Origin of the sequence: Corynebacterium sp. CTNIH16, from assembly GCF_032821655.1 — a bacterium.
Taxonomy (GTDB): domain Bacteria; phylum Actinomycetota; class Actinomycetes; order Mycobacteriales; family Mycobacteriaceae; genus Corynebacterium; species Corynebacterium marquesiae.
The window spans coordinates 116,704-132,239 of record NZ_JAVBIG010000002.1 but is presented as its reverse complement, the minus strand read 5'-3'; the positions used below and the strand labels follow the sequence as shown (position 1 = coordinate 132,239).

Annotated in this window: 18 protein-coding genes; 9 read left to right on the top strand and 9 right to left on the bottom strand. The window is 61.1% G+C overall.

The features are described 5' to 3' along the window. Window positions 1–42: 42 nt before the first annotated feature. Window positions 43–1,035 (bottom strand): ABC transporter ATP-binding protein, encoded by a 993-nt coding sequence (locus RAE04_RS02590; RefSeq protein WP_317026338.1) that lies wholly within the window; start codon window positions 1,033–1,035, stop codon window positions 43–45. A 44-nt stretch (window positions 1,036–1,079) separates the two neighbouring features. Between RAE04_RS02590 and RAE04_RS02585 the strand changes: the two genes are divergently transcribed. Next, a complete protein-coding gene (locus RAE04_RS02585; protein WP_317026337.1) occupies window positions 1,080–1,919 on the top strand; it encodes a biotin--[acetyl-CoA-carboxylase] ligase in 840 nt (279 codons plus the stop codon). Between the two features lie 37 nt (window positions 1,920–1,956). Further along, window positions 1,957–2,397, top strand: a complete 441-nt coding sequence (locus RAE04_RS02580; protein ID WP_049378610.1) for a hypothetical protein — start codon at window positions 1,957–1,959, stop codon at window positions 2,395–2,397. Here the strand turns inward: RAE04_RS02580 and budA are convergent. After that, window positions 2,375–3,106 (bottom strand): acetolactate decarboxylase, encoded by a 732-nt coding sequence (gene budA / locus RAE04_RS02575; RefSeq protein WP_317026336.1) that lies wholly within the window; start codon window positions 3,104–3,106, stop codon window positions 2,375–2,377. The two genes, RAE04_RS02580 and budA, sit on opposite strands and share 23 nt — an antisense overlap. Window positions 3,107–3,185: 79 nt before the next feature. On the opposite strand from budA, the gene RAE04_RS02570 reads away from it, so the two are divergent. The 3 genes from RAE04_RS02570 (at window position 3,186) to RAE04_RS02560 (ending at window position 5,949) form a co-directional block, all read left to right on the top strand. Then, window positions 3,186–4,301 (top strand): 5-(carboxyamino)imidazole ribonucleotide synthase, encoded by a 1,116-nt coding sequence (locus RAE04_RS02570; RefSeq protein ID WP_317026464.1) that lies wholly within the window; start codon window positions 3,186–3,188, stop codon window positions 4,299–4,301. A 24-nt stretch (window positions 4,302–4,325) separates the two neighbouring features. Further along, window positions 4,326–4,826 carry a 5-(carboxyamino)imidazole ribonucleotide mutase gene (gene purE, locus RAE04_RS02565; protein WP_317026335.1) on the top strand — a complete coding sequence of 167 codons (501 nt, stop codon included), beginning with the start codon at window positions 4,326–4,328 and terminating at the stop codon, window positions 4,824–4,826. 259 nt (window positions 4,827–5,085) lie between these two features. After that, entirely contained in the window at window positions 5,086–5,949 is an 864-nt protein-coding gene (locus RAE04_RS02560) for an endonuclease domain-containing protein (protein ID WP_317026334.1), read from the top strand. Here RAE04_RS02560 and RAE04_RS02555 read toward each other — a convergent pair. Continuing rightward, window positions 5,946–6,197 (bottom strand): type II toxin-antitoxin system Phd/YefM family antitoxin, encoded by a 252-nt coding sequence (locus tag RAE04_RS02555; RefSeq protein ID WP_080970441.1) that lies wholly within the window; start codon window positions 6,195–6,197, stop codon window positions 5,946–5,948. The two genes, RAE04_RS02560 and RAE04_RS02555, sit on opposite strands and share 4 nt — an antisense overlap. Before the next feature lie 75 nt (window positions 6,198–6,272). Here RAE04_RS02555 and RAE04_RS02550 point away from each other — a divergent pair, with 75 nt between their 5' ends. Continuing rightward, entirely contained in the window at window positions 6,273–6,533 is a 261-nt protein-coding gene (locus tag RAE04_RS02550) for a type II toxin-antitoxin system RelE family toxin (RefSeq protein ID WP_317026463.1), read from the top strand. Here RAE04_RS02550 and rbsD read toward each other — a convergent pair. From rbsD to RAE04_RS02520, 6 genes are read right to left on the bottom strand one after another with little or no spacing between them, the layout of a single operon-like run. Further along, window positions 6,530–6,904, bottom strand: a complete 375-nt coding sequence (rbsD, locus tag RAE04_RS02545) for a D-ribose pyranase (protein ID WP_317026333.1) — start codon at window positions 6,902–6,904, stop codon at window positions 6,530–6,532. The two genes, RAE04_RS02550 and rbsD, sit on opposite strands and share 4 nt — an antisense overlap. Further along, complete coding sequence (locus RAE04_RS02540) at window positions 6,897–7,805, bottom strand: ribokinase (RefSeq protein ID WP_317026332.1); 909 nt, start codon at window positions 7,803–7,805, stop codon at window positions 6,897–6,899. The genes rbsD and RAE04_RS02540 overlap by 8 nt, the downstream gene beginning before the upstream one ends. Next, a complete protein-coding gene (locus RAE04_RS02535) occupies window positions 7,802–8,716 on the bottom strand; it encodes a substrate-binding domain-containing protein (protein WP_317026331.1) in 915 nt (304 codons plus the stop codon). Before RAE04_RS02535 ends, RAE04_RS02540 begins: the two co-directional genes overlap by 4 nt. 12 nt (window positions 8,717–8,728) lie before the next feature. Beyond that, window positions 8,729–9,670, bottom strand: a complete 942-nt coding sequence (locus RAE04_RS02530; protein ID WP_317026330.1) for an ABC transporter permease — start codon at window positions 9,668–9,670, stop codon at window positions 8,729–8,731. Continuing rightward, window positions 9,667–11,211 (bottom strand): sugar ABC transporter ATP-binding protein, encoded by a 1,545-nt coding sequence (locus RAE04_RS02525; protein ID WP_317026329.1) that lies wholly within the window; start codon window positions 11,209–11,211, stop codon window positions 9,667–9,669. The genes RAE04_RS02530 and RAE04_RS02525 overlap by 4 nt, the downstream gene beginning before the upstream one ends. Then, window positions 11,208–12,197: a LacI family DNA-binding transcriptional regulator gene (locus tag RAE04_RS02520; protein ID WP_317026328.1), complete on the bottom strand. Its 990-nt coding sequence runs from the start codon at window positions 12,195–12,197 to the stop codon at window positions 11,208–11,210. Before RAE04_RS02520 ends, RAE04_RS02525 begins: the two co-directional genes overlap by 4 nt. Window positions 12,198–12,327: 130 nt before the next feature. Here RAE04_RS02520 and RAE04_RS02515 point away from each other — a divergent pair, with 130 nt between their 5' ends. The 3 genes from RAE04_RS02515 to RAE04_RS02505 all read left to right on the top strand — a co-directional run bounded on the left by RAE04_RS02515 (window position 12,328) and on the right by RAE04_RS02505 (window position 15,527). Then, a complete protein-coding gene (locus tag RAE04_RS02515) occupies window positions 12,328–12,771 on the top strand; it encodes a YdcF family protein (protein ID WP_317026327.1) in 444 nt (147 codons plus the stop codon). Between the two features lie 195 nt (window positions 12,772–12,966). Beyond that, on the top strand, window positions 12,967–13,866 hold the full coding sequence (locus tag RAE04_RS02510; RefSeq protein WP_317026326.1) for an aldose epimerase: 900 nt from the start codon (window positions 12,967–12,969) through the stop codon (window positions 13,864–13,866). Between the two features lie 11 nt (window positions 13,867–13,877). After that, window positions 13,878–15,527, top strand: a complete 1,650-nt coding sequence (locus RAE04_RS02505; RefSeq protein WP_317026325.1) for a sodium:solute symporter family protein — start codon at window positions 13,878–13,880, stop codon at window positions 15,525–15,527. The last annotated feature ends 9 nt before the right edge of the window (window positions 15,528–15,536 follow it).

The following is a 15,536-nucleotide window of genomic DNA, read 5'->3' as shown; positions in this document are numbered from 1 at the left end:
TCCCCGAGCCCAGCTTTCTCCGCGGCTTAGCCTCCGCTAGAACTAGTCCTGCGCGATGCGGCGGCCCGTTTCTGGATCGAAGCGGTGCGCCTCGCGTGGGTCGAAGGTCAGCACGACCTCCTCGCCGCGCTGCGGTGGGGTGCCTTCGGACCTGGCGACTAGGCGATTCTCGCCCACAGTGACGTAAACATAAGACTCGGCGCCCAGCTCTTCCACAATATCCACCACGCCTTGGAAGCCCACCGGCCCCTTATTGATAAACATCTTTTCTGGGCGCACGCCTAGGCGGGAACCGTTGTAGTCAAAGATATTCATGGCTGGCGAGCCGATGAAGCCGGCGACGAATTCATTTGCGGGGGCGTCGTAAAGCTCGCGCGGTGGAGCTACCTGCTGCAGCTCGCCGTCCTTGAGCACCGCCACGCGGTCACCCATGGTCATAGCCTCCACCTGGTCGTGGGTGACATACACCGTCGTCGTACCCAGGCGCTGCTGCAGGCTGGCCAACTCCGCGCGGGTCTGCACGCGCAACTTGGCATCCAGGTTGGACAGCGGCTCGTCCATAAGGAAGGCCTTCGGCTCGCGCACAATGGCCCGACCCATGGCCACGCGCTGGCGCTGGCCGCCCGAAAGATCTTTCGGCTTGCGCCTGAGGTACTCGGTCAGGCCGAGCGTTTCCGCCGCCTCGTGCACCTTGGCTTTAATCTCGGACTTGGGGAGCTTCGCGAGCTTCAATGCAAAGCCCATGTTTTCCTCCACCGTCAGGTGCGGATAGAGGGCGTAGTTCTGGAAAACCATGGCGATATCGCGATCGCCCGGTTCCAGGTTGGTCACATCCTTGTCATCGATGGTGATGCGGCCGCTCGACGTCGGCTCTAATCCCGCCAGCGCGCGCAGCGTTGTGGACTTGCCGCAGCCCGAAGGGCCAACGAGTACCAGAAATTCGCCGTCCGCGATATCGAGGTTCAAGTCCTTTACCGTGGGCGCGCTCGCACCGGGGTAGGTGATGTTGACCTTTTCAAAAGTGACCTTTGCCATGCGCAACACACTAGCACCATTGGTGGCCGGTATCCTTGAAGCTTATGACTGCTCTTGATTTGGAACGCATTCGCACCGCGCTGGCGGACGATTTCACCACCATCGATTTCGTGGAAAAGACCGGCTCCACCAATACCGATTTGATGCAGGCCACCAACGTTGCGGATGGCACCGTGCTGCTTGCCGACGAGCAACTTTCCGGCAAGGGTCGTCTTGGTCGCTCTTGGACCGCGCCGGCCGGCTCCCAGGTAATCTTTTCCGTGCTCTTGCTGCCTGAATCCCTCGAGCACTTGGGCACCTTGCCGCTGGCCGCGGGCCTTGCGGTGACCGATTCGATTGAGGGCACCGTGCTCAAATGGCCAAACGACGTGCACATCGACGGCAATAAACTGTGCGGCATCCTCGCCGAGGCCGGTCCCGTGGGCCAAGCCTTCAAGGCCGCGCCAAAGACCGAGCTCACCAAGCTGGAGGTAGGCAAAGCCGAAGTCAACAAGGCAGAGGTCAATAAGGCCGTAGGTAGTGCCGCGCCATCCGCGCGCGTCGTCGTGGGCATGGGCATCAATGTCACCCTGACTCGTGAGGACCTACCGATTGAAAAGGCCACCTCGCTCGCGCTCGAAGGCCGCGATACCGACCGCACCGAGCTGACCATTACCGTGCTGAAGAACCTGCGCCGCCGCATCGCGCAGTGGGAGAACCAAGATCCGCAGCTCCTGCGCGACTACCGTGCGGTCTGCTCCTCGCTTGGCCAGGAGGTGCGCCTAGAGACCCCGTCCGGCGATGTCACCGGGCACGTCGATGAAATCGGCGAGGACGGCCGCATCATGGTCGCCGGCGAATACTACTCCGCAGGCGATGTCACGCACCTGCGCCCACAGCAGTAAACCACCACAGTAGACACGCGAGGTAGCATCCATAGCTATGGGACTAATGAAGATGGGCCAAGGTGAGGTCAAGCGCGCGGATGTCTCCGCGCCGTTTCGCGCGCTGATTTTCCCCTTCCTCGAGCTCATCCTCATCACCGGCCTGCTGTGGATTGCCATCGGCTGGTGCGATGTCCAAGCGGTAGATCCGATGCTGCGCAATGGCCTCGTCGCGGTATGGGCGCTGCTGGGGATCTGGCGCTTTCTCATTCCCCTTTATAAGGCTCGCCGCAAGCGCTTCATCGTGACTAATAGGCGCGTCATCGCGCGCGAGGGCCGCAATATCGATTCGATTCCGCTGCAGGATATCCGCGGCGCCCGCAAGCGCCGGGGCGGGGTGTCCCTAGCGATTCACGGCTGGGACCGGGCGATGTATTTTCCCAATGTAGCCAAGCCCAAGCGCGTGGCAGAGATTATCAATGATCGCCCTTGGTTTTAACCTCGGTGGTGTGCAGCTGGCTATCCAGATCCTCGGGGGAGAGGTTGGCGCGGCTGAATTCCTGCGTCAGCGGCAGGCGCAGTTCTAGGTCGGAGGCGGGGCAGAGCTCAACCGTTGCCTTATCCACTACGTAGTCCAGCACGTGGCCGCCGGAGGTACGGGCGGCGTCGATAAAGTGCACGTGGCAGCCTGGTACCGAGATTCCCTTTTCATACACGGGGGTGCGGAAGCCGCCGATGATGCCCTCGACGTCCTTAAAATGCAGCTCCTTGTCGCCGCCAACGGCTTCAGACATCGGCGGGTAAGGCTTTTCTTGCTTGACCACCGTGCGGGTGGTCACCTCCTTGAACGCGCCCGCGATGCGCACCGCGTACATGTAGTTAGCGGAGGGCTCGAGCTTATCGATAAACTCGGAAAGTTGATCGCGGCGCAGGCCCGCGGGGGCGTCGGCAGTAATGCGCGGGACAAAGTTCGTGGCCACCGCGTAGGGAGTGCGCTGATCCAAGTCCGCAATCTGCGCGGAGCCATCGCCACGCAGCTGGTAGCAGGTGCCGTCCAAGATGATCATCTCCCCGTCCAAGCCATCAAAGGTGCCTAGGCCGAAATTGCCCTTACCTAGCAGTTCCGAAATGGTCATTTCGCCGTCATAAATGCCGTCTAGCAAGGCGGTCATGAGTGAGTTTTGGAAGATGGTATGACGAGTGAACATAGTATCCAGGCTAGTATTGGGGGACGTGAGTGACTTAAAGCCTATTGTAACTGTTTGTGGCGACGGCCAGCTGGCCCGCATGATGCAGCCGGCCGCCGCGGAACTCGATATTCACCTGCGGATTCTGGCTAGCAAGCCGGATTCCTCCGCCACGCAGGTCACCCCAGATGTGGTGCTGGGGGATTACACCTCCTTGGAGGAGCTGCGCGGCGTGGCGGAGGGCGCGGATGCCATCACCTTCGAGCATGAGCATGTGCCCAACGAGCACTCCGCCGCGCTTATCGACGCCGGATTTAACGTCCAGCCCCAGCCCACCGCTCTTATCTACGCGCAGGATAAGCTCAAGATGCGCGAAAAGCTTGCCGCGCTTGGCGCTCCCGTGCCGCGCTTTGCCGCCATTGACTCGGTGGCCGATGCCCGCGCCTTCTTCGACGCCGTCGATGGCCGCGTATGCCTCAAGGCCCGCCGCGGTGGATATGACGGCAAAGGCGTATGGTTCCCCACCGCCGATAATTGCTTTGAGCTGGTCTCCGAGCTACTCGACGCCGGAACCCCGCTGATGGCAGAGGAAAAGGTAGAACTTACCCGCGAGCTTTCCATCCTCGTTGCCCGTCGCCCTTCCGGCGAGGCTAAGGTGTGGCCGATTACCCAGTCCCGCCAGGAAAACGGCATTTGTGCCGAGGCTATCGCTCCCGCGCCCGGCCTCGCACCGGAACTCGCCCAGCGCGCTTCCGAGTTGGGTCTCACCATCGCCGAGTCCCTCGGCGTGACCGGCGTGCTGGCCGTCGAACTCTTTGCCTTCGACGACCCCGAGGGCGAGGATATCTCCGTCAACGAACTGGCCATGCGCCCGCATAACACCGGCCACTGGACCCAGGATGGCTGCGTCACCTCCCAGTTTGAGCAGCACCTACGCGCGGTGCTCGACCTTCCGTTGGGTGCAGTCGACACGCTGGCGCCTGTGACCGTGATGGTCAATGTCCTAGGTGCCGACGAGGACCCTGAAATGTCCATGCCCGATCGCGTCCGCGAGGTCATGCAGCGCTACCCGCAGGCCAAGATTCACCTCTACGGCAAGGACCACCGCCCTGGCCGCAAGATTGGCCACGTCAACGTCACCGGTGGCTCCACCGATGAAACCCTTTCCATTGCCCGCCAGGCCGCGCACTTCCTCGTGCACGCCACATGGGCTTAATTTCCTGCTTTAAGAAAGGACACTATGCAACCGCACGTAGGCATGATCATGGGCTCCGATTCCGATTGGCCCACCGTTGAACCCGCCGCCCAGGTCCTCGCGGACTTCGGCATCCCCTTCGAGGTCGGCGTGGTCAGCGCCCACCGCACCCCGGAAAAGATGCTGGCTTATGCGAAAGAAGCCCATACCCGCGGGCTGAAGGCGATTATCGCCTGCGCCGGCGGTGCTGCGCATCTTCCAGGAATGGTCGCCGCGGCCACGCCGCTGCCGGTCATCGGCATCCCCCGCGCACTGAAGGATCTCGATGGCCTCGATTCCCTTCTTTCCATCGTGCAGATGCCTAGTGGCGTGCCGGTAGCCACCGTCTCCATCGGCGGTGCGAAGAACGCCGGCCTGCTCGCCGCCCGTATCCTCGGCGCTGGCGATCCCGCCATCCAAGACAAGATGGTGGACTATCAAAAGCGCATGGCCGAGGAAGTTGAGCAGAAGGACAAGAACCTGCGCGACAAGCTGCTGGGAGAGTAGCTTTCCGGTCTAAAGCCGAACAAAACAAGCACGTTTTAGCCATAGCCATGTAGTTTTTCGGCAAAACGTGCTTGTTCTGTCTCCTAAGCTCTAGCGAAGTTCTCGTTGCCCCCTGCCAACATGCAAAACAAGCACGATTAGGCAAAATTCGAGGAGGAAAAGGGTAAAACGTGCTTGCTTTGCATCGCTGTAGCCTGCGGCGTGAGGAAGCGTGCTTTAAGCTTTCGGGCAGGGGGGGATAATGCTCAAGGGGGGAAGCATGGAAGAAGTACTGGTTTCAGGCCTAAGCAGGGGAGAACTGCAAACTCATGTAGCGAATGGAAAGATAATCCGAATCGGCCGCGGGATCTATACGTGGCGGGAACCGACTCCCATGGAGGTAGCTCGCATCCTACACAAGCGGTGGCCTGGAATCATGCTCGCAGGAAGCTCTGCGGTGCAGCTGTACTCCAAGAAGGCGATGACCTTTCCTCTGAAATTTGCCTACAGGCATGTCGTGAGTGGTTCGCAGTGGTTTGAAGTCGAGAGAACTCGGCAGAAAACGAGATTTACGTTTGAAGGTATCCCTGTGCAAAATCCCCTGCTAGCAGCGGCTGCGGTGGATGACGATCAAGCAGTAACAATGCTTGAAACGCGATATCAAAACAGGCGCGGTAAGCAAGCCTTAGAAAAAGACCTGGGATGTATCGCGCGGGTACCTGCTCGGGTTCGGGAAGTAGTGAACAAATCTGCGGTAGGTGCAGATAGTGAAGCAGAAAGGAAAGTAGTCCGCGCGTTTCAGCGTCGTGGGAAGAAGGTTCAGGTGAACCACCAGATAGGTCCCTATCTATGGGACATCGTTGTAGGGAAGGTCGCCGTTGAAATCGATGGCTATGACTTCCATAAGGCGGAGGATTTGGGGACCTTCGTTAAAGACCGCTGGAAGGGAAATGATGCGGCGCTAAGAGGGTATACCGTTCTTCGCTATTCAGGAAGCTGCGTTAAGCATCACTTGGTGGATGTGGTTCAGCAGATTACTGAGGCTCATGAGGGGCGAACGAATTTCGGCTCTCATGCTCACGAATCCGTGTGGCGTTGGCATTGGCTTTTAGCCGGGTATGAAGCCGAGCCAATTTACGGCTAGCGCCCTTCGATTTCTTTCGTGACCTGCTCAAAAGAGAAGCGTTCGCCGGTATCGGCGGCGCGGGCTTGGCGGAGAGCTTCAGCATCTGCAGCGGCTTCGAGGCGGTCAAGGAAAGCTAGTTCCTGAGGTGAAATGATAACTGCGGCTTCCTTACCGTTGCGGGTGACAACGGTGCGGGTGCCTGCGTAGTGGGCTTGGTCAATGACCTGGCCTAGGCGGGTGCGGAGTTCGGAAAGTGGCAAAGACAATGTAAAGCTCCTAAAACATCAAAGTACTACTAGTACTAAGTTAGCAAAGAGTACAATTTTTTAAGAGGTCATGGGATACAACATCACGTTTACGCGGCAGGCCAAGCGGGAGTTACAAAAATCCATCAGGGAAACCGAAAGCAATATCAACGGATTAAGCGTGCGATCGGTGGACTGGCCCAAGACCCATATCCACCAGGATCTATCGCTTTGTCGGGCAGGAGTGGCCGAAGAATAAGGGTGGGAAATTACCGCGTGCTGTACTCCGTAGAGGAGCAAGAAGTGCTGGTGGAAGTGTTTACAGTAGGGGCACGCGGAAACGTCTATAAGCGCTAGAAGGGCACGCCGGAGCGCAAGATGATATTGGCAAACGGCGTCGTGGAACCGGTGCGCACGACGAAGGAGGCACGGGCGACCTCGCGCTTGAGGTCAGCGTGGGAGACCTCGGTAAGCGGTACCGCGGGAAGCAGGGAGCGCACCTCGGGCGGGGTGGTATCGGCGATGGTCCCGGCTTCGACCACGACCTCCTCAAGGAGGGCGGCCAGGGTATCGGCAAAGGTGGGGATGCCGAAGGTAAGCGTGAGGTCGATGACGGGAACATCGTGGGGGATGGGAAGGCCGCAATCAGCGATGACAAAGGTATCGGTGTGCCCGAGGCGTGCGACGGCGCTGGTGAGCGCGGGATTGAGGAGGCCGGACTTACGCATCGGTGACCTCCGGCAGGGCGGATTCGGTGGTGGGGTAGGACGGTTGCGCGCCGCTGCCGGTGGCGGCGAAGGCGCCGACGCGGGCGGCGAAAGTGGCGGCATCGACAAGCGAGGCACCGGTGAGGAGCTGGGCGCAGAAGGCACCTGCGAAGGCATCGCCGGCGCCGGTGGTATCCACGGCGGTCACGCGCGGGGTGGGGATGTCTGTGCCGCTATCTGGGGTGGCTACGTAGGCGCCGTGGGCGCCGAGGGTCAGCACGACGGACCGGAAGCCGGCCTCTACTAGGCGGTGGGCGAGCTCGCGCGGGGCGCCTTCAGATGGCAGCCCGAGCTGGTCCAAGATGAGCCCGGCCTCGTGTTCATTGGCTAGTAGGGGATCGGCCTGCAGAAGCGAGTCACGGTCGACCTTGACCACGGGCGCGAGGTTAACCACCACTCGGCCTTGGGCCGCCTCGACCGCGGCCTGGAAACCGGAGGCGGGGATTTCGCCCTGGAGGAGGACTACATCGGCATCGGCGATGGTGGAGGCGCGGGAGGAGACAAAGGGGGCGTCGACAAGCGCGTTGGCACCGGGGGAGATGACGATGGTGTTCTCGCCATCGGCCGAGACAGTAATGACGGCGAGGCCGGTATTGGTATCGGCCTGCTCCACAGCGCCGAGATCGATGCCGGAGGTGCGCATATAGTGCATGGCAGGCTCGGCATAAGGATCGGAGCCGACCGCGCCCACGAAGGCCACAGTGGCGCCCAGCTGTGCGGCCGCGACAGCCTGGTTAGCGCCTTTGCCCCCGGCCAAGATGTCGCCGCCAGAGCCCAGTAGGGTCTCGCCGGGTTGCGGGTGGCGCTCGGCGTGCACGATGAGATCGGCATTGATGGAACCGACGACGGTTAGCTTGCTCATTGGAAATCCTCCACATTGTCGCGGGTGACGGTGATGACCTCGACGGGGACGTTCTTCGCCGCTGCGCCACCGTGCAGGAGCGCTGCGGCTTGTTCGATGGCGCGGGCACCGAGCTCTGCGGGCTGTTGGGCGATGGTAGCTTCTAGCTTGCCATCTTTGACCGCCTTGAGGCCATCGAAGGTGCCATCAAAAGCCACCACCTTGACCTCAGAGCCGGCCCGCGCCCCCAAAGCTTCGACCGCGCCGAGCGCCATTTCATCGTTCTCTGCAAAGATGGCCTTGATATCCGGGTTGGCCTGCAGCAGGTTGGTGGCGACGTTGAGGCCTTCCGTGCGGTCGAAATTCGCTGATTGCTTGCCGACGACCCGAATGTCCCCATACTTCGCAATCTGCTCTTCAAAGCCCTTACCGCGCTCGCGCGAGGCGGAGGTACCAGCGGTGCCTTGGAGGATGAGGATATCGCCCTTTTCCCCGATGGCCTCGGCGAGCTTATCCGCCGCCTGCGCGCCGCCGGCGACGTTATCGGAGGCCACCATGGAATCCAGCTCTACGCCGTTGACGTCGCGGTCCACGCCGATGACGGGCACGCCGTCATTTTTGATGCCGCGCACGGCCGGAGCCACGGCATCGGAATCGGTGGGGTTGACCACGACGACCTTGGCGCCCATCGAGGTAGCATTGCCCAGCTGATTGACCTGCTGGGCGGGGTCATCGGAGGCGTCTTGGATATCGAGCGGAACGCCGAGTTCCTTGGCCTTATCCTGCGCGCCGTGGCGCAGTTCGACGAAGAAGGGGTTGGTCTGCGTGGACAGCGCTAGAGTGATGCGGTTGCGGTCTTCTTCCGAGCGATTGCACGAGGCAAGGCCCAGCGCGAGGGCTGGTACGAGGAGGGTGGCGATGAGCTTTTTCATGGCGGGTGCTCCTTAGTTGGCCGTCTTATTGCGGATGACGTCGAAGCCGACGGCCAGTGCGATGACCAGGCCGATGACGATCTGTTGCCAGAAGGAGGAGACGTTGAGCAGGTTCAAGCCATTGCGGATGACCGCTAGCAAGATCGCGCCGACCAGAGTGCCAGTAGCCTTGCCCTGCCCGCCGGAGAGCGAGGCGCCGCCGATGACGACGGCCGCAATAGCATCGAGCTCGTAGCCGGTGCCGGCCTGCGGCTGTGCGGATTCGAGGCGACCGGCCATAACCATGCCGGCCCAGGCGGCGAAGAAACCGGAGAGTGCAAAGACGGCGATCTGGATGCGCTTGACCGGCAAGCCCGAGAGCCGGGCGGCCTCCAGGTTGCCGCCGATGGCATACATGGAACGGCCGAGTACCGTGCGCTCAAGGATGAACCAGCAGATGAGTCCAGCGATCACCATCATGATGATGGGCACGGGGAAGCCTGCGATATCGCCGCCAAAGGCGTTAACGGCTGGCGCGGTTTCAATCGGTGAGCCTTGCGAGATGACCAGGGTGAGCCCGCGGGCGATAGACATCATGGCCAGCGTCGCGATGAAAGAGGGGATCTTGCCCCACGCAGTGGCCATGCCGCAGATGGCGCCGGCCAGCGCACCTACGATCAGGCCGAGAAGCAGGGTGAGCCAGCCAGACAGTCCCGCAGTGGAGAACATATAGGCAGAGACCATGGCGCCGAGCGCGGCGACCGAGCCCACTGAGAGGTCGATGCCGGCGGTGACGATGACAAAGGTCATGCCGAAGGCCAAGATGGCCACCGTAGCGGCCTGGATGCCGATATTGAGCAGGTTCGGCACGGTAAGGAAGTATGGCGTAGCGATAAACAGCGCGATGCACAGGGCAATGAGGCCGACGAGCGCGCCATTATTCATGGCCCAGTTAACTACTCGATTCTTGGTCATGCTTCATCCTTGGGGTTGGTGCCGGCAGGTGCGGCAGCAGAGGCAGAGGTAGCGGAGGTCACGTTGGATACGGCAAAGGCCATGACCTCGTCTTGAGTGGAGTCCTTGGGGAGCTGGCCGGCGAGTTGGCCGCCGGACATGACGAGGATGCGGTCGGACATACCGAGCACCTCGGGCAGATCAGAAGAGGCCATGAGAACGGCGCCGCCGGCCGCGGTGACCTCATTGATGATGTTGTAAATCTCTACCTTGGCGCCGACGTCGACGCCGCGGGTGGGCTCATCGAGGAGGAGGACCTTGGAGCCGGCCAGTACCCAGCGGCCGAAAACCGCCTTTTGTTGGTTGCCGCCGGATAGGTTCCGAATGGGCTGGGAGAGATCGGCCATGCGGATGCGCAGCTTCTCTGCTACGTCACCGGCGCGGCGGCGTTGGCCGCTGCGGTCTGCCAGCCCTGCCTTAGCGGTGGGGTAGAGGGTGGCGAAGCCGAGGTTATCGCCCACGGAGGCATCTAGAACTAGCGCTTGGGACTTGCGGTCTTCGGGGATATGACCCACGCCGGCGCGGATGGCGGCACGGATATCGCCGCTGCGCAGCTGCGTGCCGTCGACGCGGATGGTGCCGGAATCGTATGGGTCAGCGCCCGCGATGGCGCGGATGATTTCGGTGCGGCCGGCGCCTACGAGCCCGGCGAGGCCGACGACTTCGCCGGCGTGGACGGTGAAGGTGACGTCGTGAAAGGCGCCTGCGGAAGTCAGCTCGGAGACTTCCAGCAGGGCCTCACCGCGCTCAGGCGGAACCTCGCGCGGGTACTGATTGTCAATCTCGCGGCCGACCATGAGCCGCACCAGCTCGTCTTCGTCCGTATCGGCTGGGACCTCGGCGATGAAAGAGCCATCGCGCAGCACGCTGATGGTCTCTGCAATGCGCGCCAGCTCCTCCAAGTGGTGGCTAATAAAGACCATGGCCACGCCCTTAGCCTTGAGCTCCTCGAGCACGGCAAAGAGCGCATCGACCTCCTTGCCGGTGAGCGCGGCTGTGGGCTCGTCCAGGATGAGAATGCGCGCGTTCATAGATAGCGCCTTGGCGATTTCCACGAGCTGCTGCTTGGCCACACCCAGCTCACCCACCGGCATGTCTAGGTCCACGTCCAAGCCGATAAGGTGCAGTGCCGCTTGGGCTTGTGCCTTGAGGTGCTTGCGATTGATCAACCCAAAGCGGCGTGGGGTGCGCCCGAGCATGATGTTCTCGGCCACGGACATGGTAGGCACAAGGTTGAGCTCTTGGTGAATGGTGGCGATGCCCAGCGCCTCAGATGCCTTGGTATCTGGGATTTTCACCTCTGCGCCATCTACCAGGATGTGGCCGGAATCTGGTTCGTGCACGCCGGCAATCATCTTGATGAGGGTGGATTTTCCCGCGCCGTTTTCACCCAACAAGGCCTGCACCTGGCCGCGGCGGACGGTGAGGTCTACCCCCTTAATAACCTCCACCGGTCCGAAGGACTTGGTGACATTGTCCAGGCGCAAAACGCAGTCACTCATGGCGTGACTCCATCGAGTTGGTGGGCGGTGGACATACGCGGGATGTAGCGGGTTTCTAGCACCTCGCCTTCCGGTTGGTGCTTATCATTGATGGCCGCGATGAGCTTGGCCGTGGCGGTCTCGCCCATTCTGGCCACATCCTGGTCTACCACTGAGATAGGGGAGGGTTGGAAGCGCAGGTAGATGAAGTCATCGAAGCCGACGAGCGCGATTTCTTCTCCGATGCGCTTGCCCGCATTATGACAGGCCTCCAGCGCGCCGGCCGTCATCATGGAATCTCCGGCAATGAGCGCGGTGACGCCTTCCTGCAAGAGTGCGATAGCACCCTTATAGCCCTCGCGGTGGCGGTAGCTGCCGTGGTGGATATGGGTAGGCATACCGCGGGTGGCTGTTCTGAATGCTTGGAGGCGCTGGCGGCCGGTGGAGGTTTCCTGCGGCCCGGACAGGTAGCCGATGTGCGTGTGCCCCTTCTCTTTGAGCTGTTCCACGGCTTGTTTCATGCCCGAGTGGGGGTCTGAGAGCACTGCAGGAATTTGGCCCAGGGCGCGGTCAATGAGCACGAGCGGACGGTAGTTGCGCGCCTGCTCGAGTGCTTCTTCGGCGCCTTCGAGCGGTACGGCGATAATGCCGTCCACCTGGCGTTCCATGAGGGCATCGAGCGCCTTGACCAGCCGCTGTGGATCCTCGCCGCAACTGGTGATCATCGTGGCGAGTCCCTGCTTATCGGCGGCTTCTTCGATGGCTGCGGCCATCGCGGCGAAGTAGGCATTGTCCAGGCTGGGGATAACCAGGCCGATGGCATTGGAGCGGGAGCTGCGCAATGCCCGGGCTTGAGCATTGGGCCTATAGTTGAGCTTGATGGCCGTATCCTTGACGCGCTGGCGCGTGGACTCCGAGATGGCTGGGTTGCCCGAGAGCGAACGGGACGCGGTGGAAATGGATACTCCGGCAGCAGCGGCCACGTCCTTTAGGGTGGTTCCGGCCATGCTGTCCTCCTTGGTTTAGGCGTGTGAGCCGGTTTCCGGCCCTCCTGAGTGCAATCGATTGCACATTTGGGTTAAAGGTACGGCTATTTCCATCTTCCTGTCAAGAGCTGGCAAGTCTATGCTGGTATCCATGTCTGACCCGCTTCTCGTCTTGGGTTCCCGCGTAACCCATGGCTATCCCGGTGCTATGCTGCGCTCGCGCCTTGATAAGGCGTTGGCGCTTTATAGCGGTCAGCGCATCATTGTCTCCGGCCGTGGTGAGGCGGGACCAATGGCTACATACCTCATCGAACGTGGCGTGCCGGCCGAGCGCATTGTGGTGGAACTGGAAGCCACGAGCACTAATGAAAATCTAGAGAATGCCCACCGCTTGGTCCCGGATGCCGTATTGCACGTGGTGACCAATGATTTTCATATCCTGCGCACAGCGTTGTGGGCTTGGCACTTGGGCATTGCCGTGCACCTGCATTCCGCGCGCACCCCGTGGCGGTTGATGCCGCGCAATTACCTGCGCGAAGTCTTGGCTACGCCACACTCCGCGGCGCGAATAGTGTGGCGGTGGATGCAGGGGTAAGGTTCCCGCCCGGTGTGGCGGCCCGCTGTCCACCGGCGCTTCCAACCCCGAAAGAGGTTAACTGGAGGTTAACTCAAGGGCGGTGAGCTGCTGAAACTGTGGGTTTGAGCCGGCAGTTATGCAAACGATTGACCGACGCTTCGCAGTACTCCTAGGCTAAATCCAACGAAAGTTATAGCCAGAAAGGTCTTTGTTATGACCAGTGGAGGAGCGGCTGGCCCTGACGCTGACTACCCCAGCGTCGCACTTGCCCATGGCGATTATGCGGCCGAGATTGGTCTATTCGGCGGTGCACTCAAGGCGCTGACCTATCGCGGCGCGCCCTTGGTAGAAAGCTACGGGGGCAAGCCGCCGCTGATGGCCGGAGTGGTGCTGGCGCCGTGGCCGAATCGCACCGAAGATGGCTGGTTTGAATGGCAGGGGACCGGACACCAGTTGGAGATCGACGAGCCGGAGCGCAATAACGCCATCCATGGATTCGCGGTGGATTGGTGGCGCATCAAGGAACGCTCGGACAACCGAGTGGCTCTCGCCTTTGATATTGAGCCGCGCCAGGGCTGGCCGTGGGCGATTCAACTAGAGGCCACCTACGCCCTCGATGAGCAGGGATTGCACCACCAGCTGACCGCACGCACCACGGAGCCCGGCGAGGTTCCCTTCGCCTATGGGCTGCACCTCTACCTCTCCCCACAAGGGGCAGGGGAGGAGGAAGCGGTGCTCAGTGTGGACGTCGGCAAGCGCCACCTGCTCAACGCCCGCAACCTGCCTACGGGAAAGACGGAGCAGGTGCGCATCGCTAATCAGCCCATCGCCGAGGTGGATTGGGACGATTGCTTCCACGGCGAAGGCCCACTGACGGCTGTGTATTCGGCCGGTGGAAAGGGCGTGCGCTTGGAGATGGGCGAAGGCCTCAACTGGGTGCAGATGTTTACCCCGGCCGATTTCCCGCGGGCAGGCGGCCCCGGCAAGGCATTAGCCGTGGAGCCCATGAGCGCGCCACCGAATGCGCTGCGCAGCGGTCAAGACCTCGTGCGCCTGAGAGCTCAGAAACCGCAGAGATTCACGCTGCGCCTTGCAGCAGAGAACAATAACTAGAAAGGTCAGCCATGGAGACTGCTGAATCCGTATTGAGGCTCGATGCCTCCTGGGTGGACTACTTCTTGGTAGCCATCTACTTCCTCTTCGTGCTAGGCATCGGTTGGGCCGCCAAGGCCCGAGTGTCTAGCTCCATCGACTTCTTCCTCTCCGGCCGGGGATTGCCCGCCTGGGTGACCGGCCTGGCCTTCGTCTCGGCCAACCTGGGCGCGGTGGAAATCATCGGTATGTCCGCCAATGGCGTGGAGTATGGCTTCCAAACCATGCACTACTTCTGGATCGGCGCCATCCCGGCCATGGTCTTTTTGGGCATTGTGATGATGCCGTTCTACTACGGCTCCAAGGTGCGTTCGGTGCCGGAGTTTATGCGCAAGCGCTTTGGCAACGCCGCGCACCTGGTCAACGCGATTTCTTTCGCCGTGGCCCAGCTGCTTATTGCCGGCGTGAACCTGTACTTGCTGGCTACCATCGTGGAGGCCCTGCTGGGCTGGCAGATGTGGGTATCGCTCCTCGTGGCCGGACTCATCGTGCTGTCCTATATCACCCTGGGCGGCCTTTCGGCTGCCATTTATAACGAGGTCCTCCAGTTCTTCGTCATCATCGCCGCACTCGCCCCGCTGACCATCATTGGTTTGAACCGCGTTGGTGGTTGGAGCGGGCTGAAGGACGCGGTGGCCCAGGAATCGCACTTCCACACCTGGCCGGGCACGGACATCTCCGGTTTTGAGAACCCGGTGTGGTCCGTCATCGGCATCGTGCTGGGCCTCGGCTTCGTGCTCTCCTTTGGCTATTGGACCACCAACTTCGTGGAAGTTCAGCGCGCCATGGCCTCGGATTCCATTTCGGCTGCCCGCAAGACGCCGATCATCGGCGCCTTCCCTAAGATGTTCGTGCCCTTCCTCGTGGTCATTCCGGGCATGGTCGCCTCCGTTTCGGTGGCCGATTTGATGGAAGAGCGCGCGGAGCCGAATGACGCCATCCTGCTGCTCATGCGCGACCTTTTGCCTAATGGCCTGCTAGGCGTGGCGATCGCCGGCCTGCTCGCTTCCTTCATGGCCGGCATGGCCGCGAATATCTCGGCCTTTAATACCGTCATCTCCTATGACATCTGGCAGACCTACGTGGTCAAGGACCGCGAGGATGACTACTACCTGAAGTTCGGCCGCATCGCCACGGTTATCGCCACCGCTATTGCCATCTTTACCGCGCTGCTCGCGCAAAACTTTGGCAATATCATGGACTACCTGCAAACCCTGTTTGGATTCTTTAATGCGCCGCTGTTTGCCACCTTCATTCTGGGCATGTTCTGGAAGCGCATGACCCCGCACGCCGGTTGGTCCGGACTCGTAGCCGGTACCGGTTCTGCTATCGCTTTCTGGTACGTCGCATCCTTCACGGACATGATCAACCTGCCCGGCCAAGGCACAGCCTTTGTGGCGGCCGGTGTCGCCTTCGTGGTGGATATCTTGGTTTCCATCGTGGTTACCCTGTTCACCCAGCCCAAGCCGGATAGCGAGCTGGTTGGCTTTGTTTCTTCCGTGACCCCCAAGGATCACTTTGAGGACTATACCGAAAAGTCCTTGCCGTGGTACCAGCAGACCGTCCCGCTGGGCATCATTTGCCTGGTGATGGCCGTAGCCCTCAACGTCATCTTTGCCTAAGGAGCCCAA

Bases quoted from the DNA above. Each gene is read 5' to 3' on its own strand.
- RAE04_RS02510 (WP_317026326.1), top strand. From the start codon at position 12,967: ATGACCAGTGGAGGAGCGGCTGGCCCTGACGCTGACTACCCCAGCGTC.
- purE (WP_317026335.1), top strand. From the start codon at position 4,326: ATGCAACCGCACGTAGGCATGATCATGGGCTCCGATTCCGATTGGCCC.
- RAE04_RS02515 (WP_317026327.1), top strand. From the start codon at position 12,328: ATGTCTGACCCGCTTCTCGTCTTGGGTTCCCGCGTAACCCATGGCTAT.
- RAE04_RS02505 (WP_317026325.1), top strand. From the start codon at position 13,878: ATGGAGACTGCTGAATCCGTATTGAGGCTCGATGCCTCCTGGGTGGAC.
- rbsD (WP_317026333.1), bottom strand. From the start codon at position 6,904: ATGCGTAAGTCCGGCCTCCTCAATCCCGCGCTCACCAGCGCCGTCGCA.
- RAE04_RS02585 (WP_317026337.1), top strand. From the start codon at position 1,080: ATGACTGCTCTTGATTTGGAACGCATTCGCACCGCGCTGGCGGACGAT.
- RAE04_RS02540 (WP_317026332.1), bottom strand. From the start codon at position 7,805: ATGAGCAAGCTAACCGTCGTCGGTTCCATCAATGCCGATCTCATCGTG.
- RAE04_RS02590 (WP_317026338.1), bottom strand. From the start codon at position 1,035: ATGGCAAAGGTCACTTTTGAAAAGGTCAACATCACCTACCCCGGTGCG.
- RAE04_RS02580 (WP_049378610.1), top strand. From the start codon at position 1,957: ATGGGACTAATGAAGATGGGCCAAGGTGAGGTCAAGCGCGCGGATGTC.
- RAE04_RS02525 (WP_317026329.1), bottom strand. From the start codon at position 11,211: ATGAGTGACTGCGTTTTGCGCCTGGACAATGTCACCAAGTCCTTCGGA.
- budA (WP_317026336.1), bottom strand. From the start codon at position 3,106: ATGTTCACTCGTCATACCATCTTCCAAAACTCACTCATGACCGCCTTG.
- RAE04_RS02560 (WP_317026334.1), top strand. From the start codon at position 5,086: ATGGAAGAAGTACTGGTTTCAGGCCTAAGCAGGGGAGAACTGCAAACT.
- RAE04_RS02570 (WP_317026464.1), top strand. From the start codon at position 3,186: ATGATGCAGCCGGCCGCCGCGGAACTCGATATTCACCTGCGGATTCTG.
- RAE04_RS02535 (WP_317026331.1), bottom strand. From the start codon at position 8,716: ATGAAAAAGCTCATCGCCACCCTCCTCGTACCAGCCCTCGCGCTGGGC.
- RAE04_RS02530 (WP_317026330.1), bottom strand. From the start codon at position 9,670: ATGACCAAGAATCGAGTAGTTAACTGGGCCATGAATAATGGCGCGCTC.
- RAE04_RS02520 (WP_317026328.1), bottom strand. From the start codon at position 12,197: ATGGCCGGAACCACCCTAAAGGACGTGGCCGCTGCTGCCGGAGTATCC.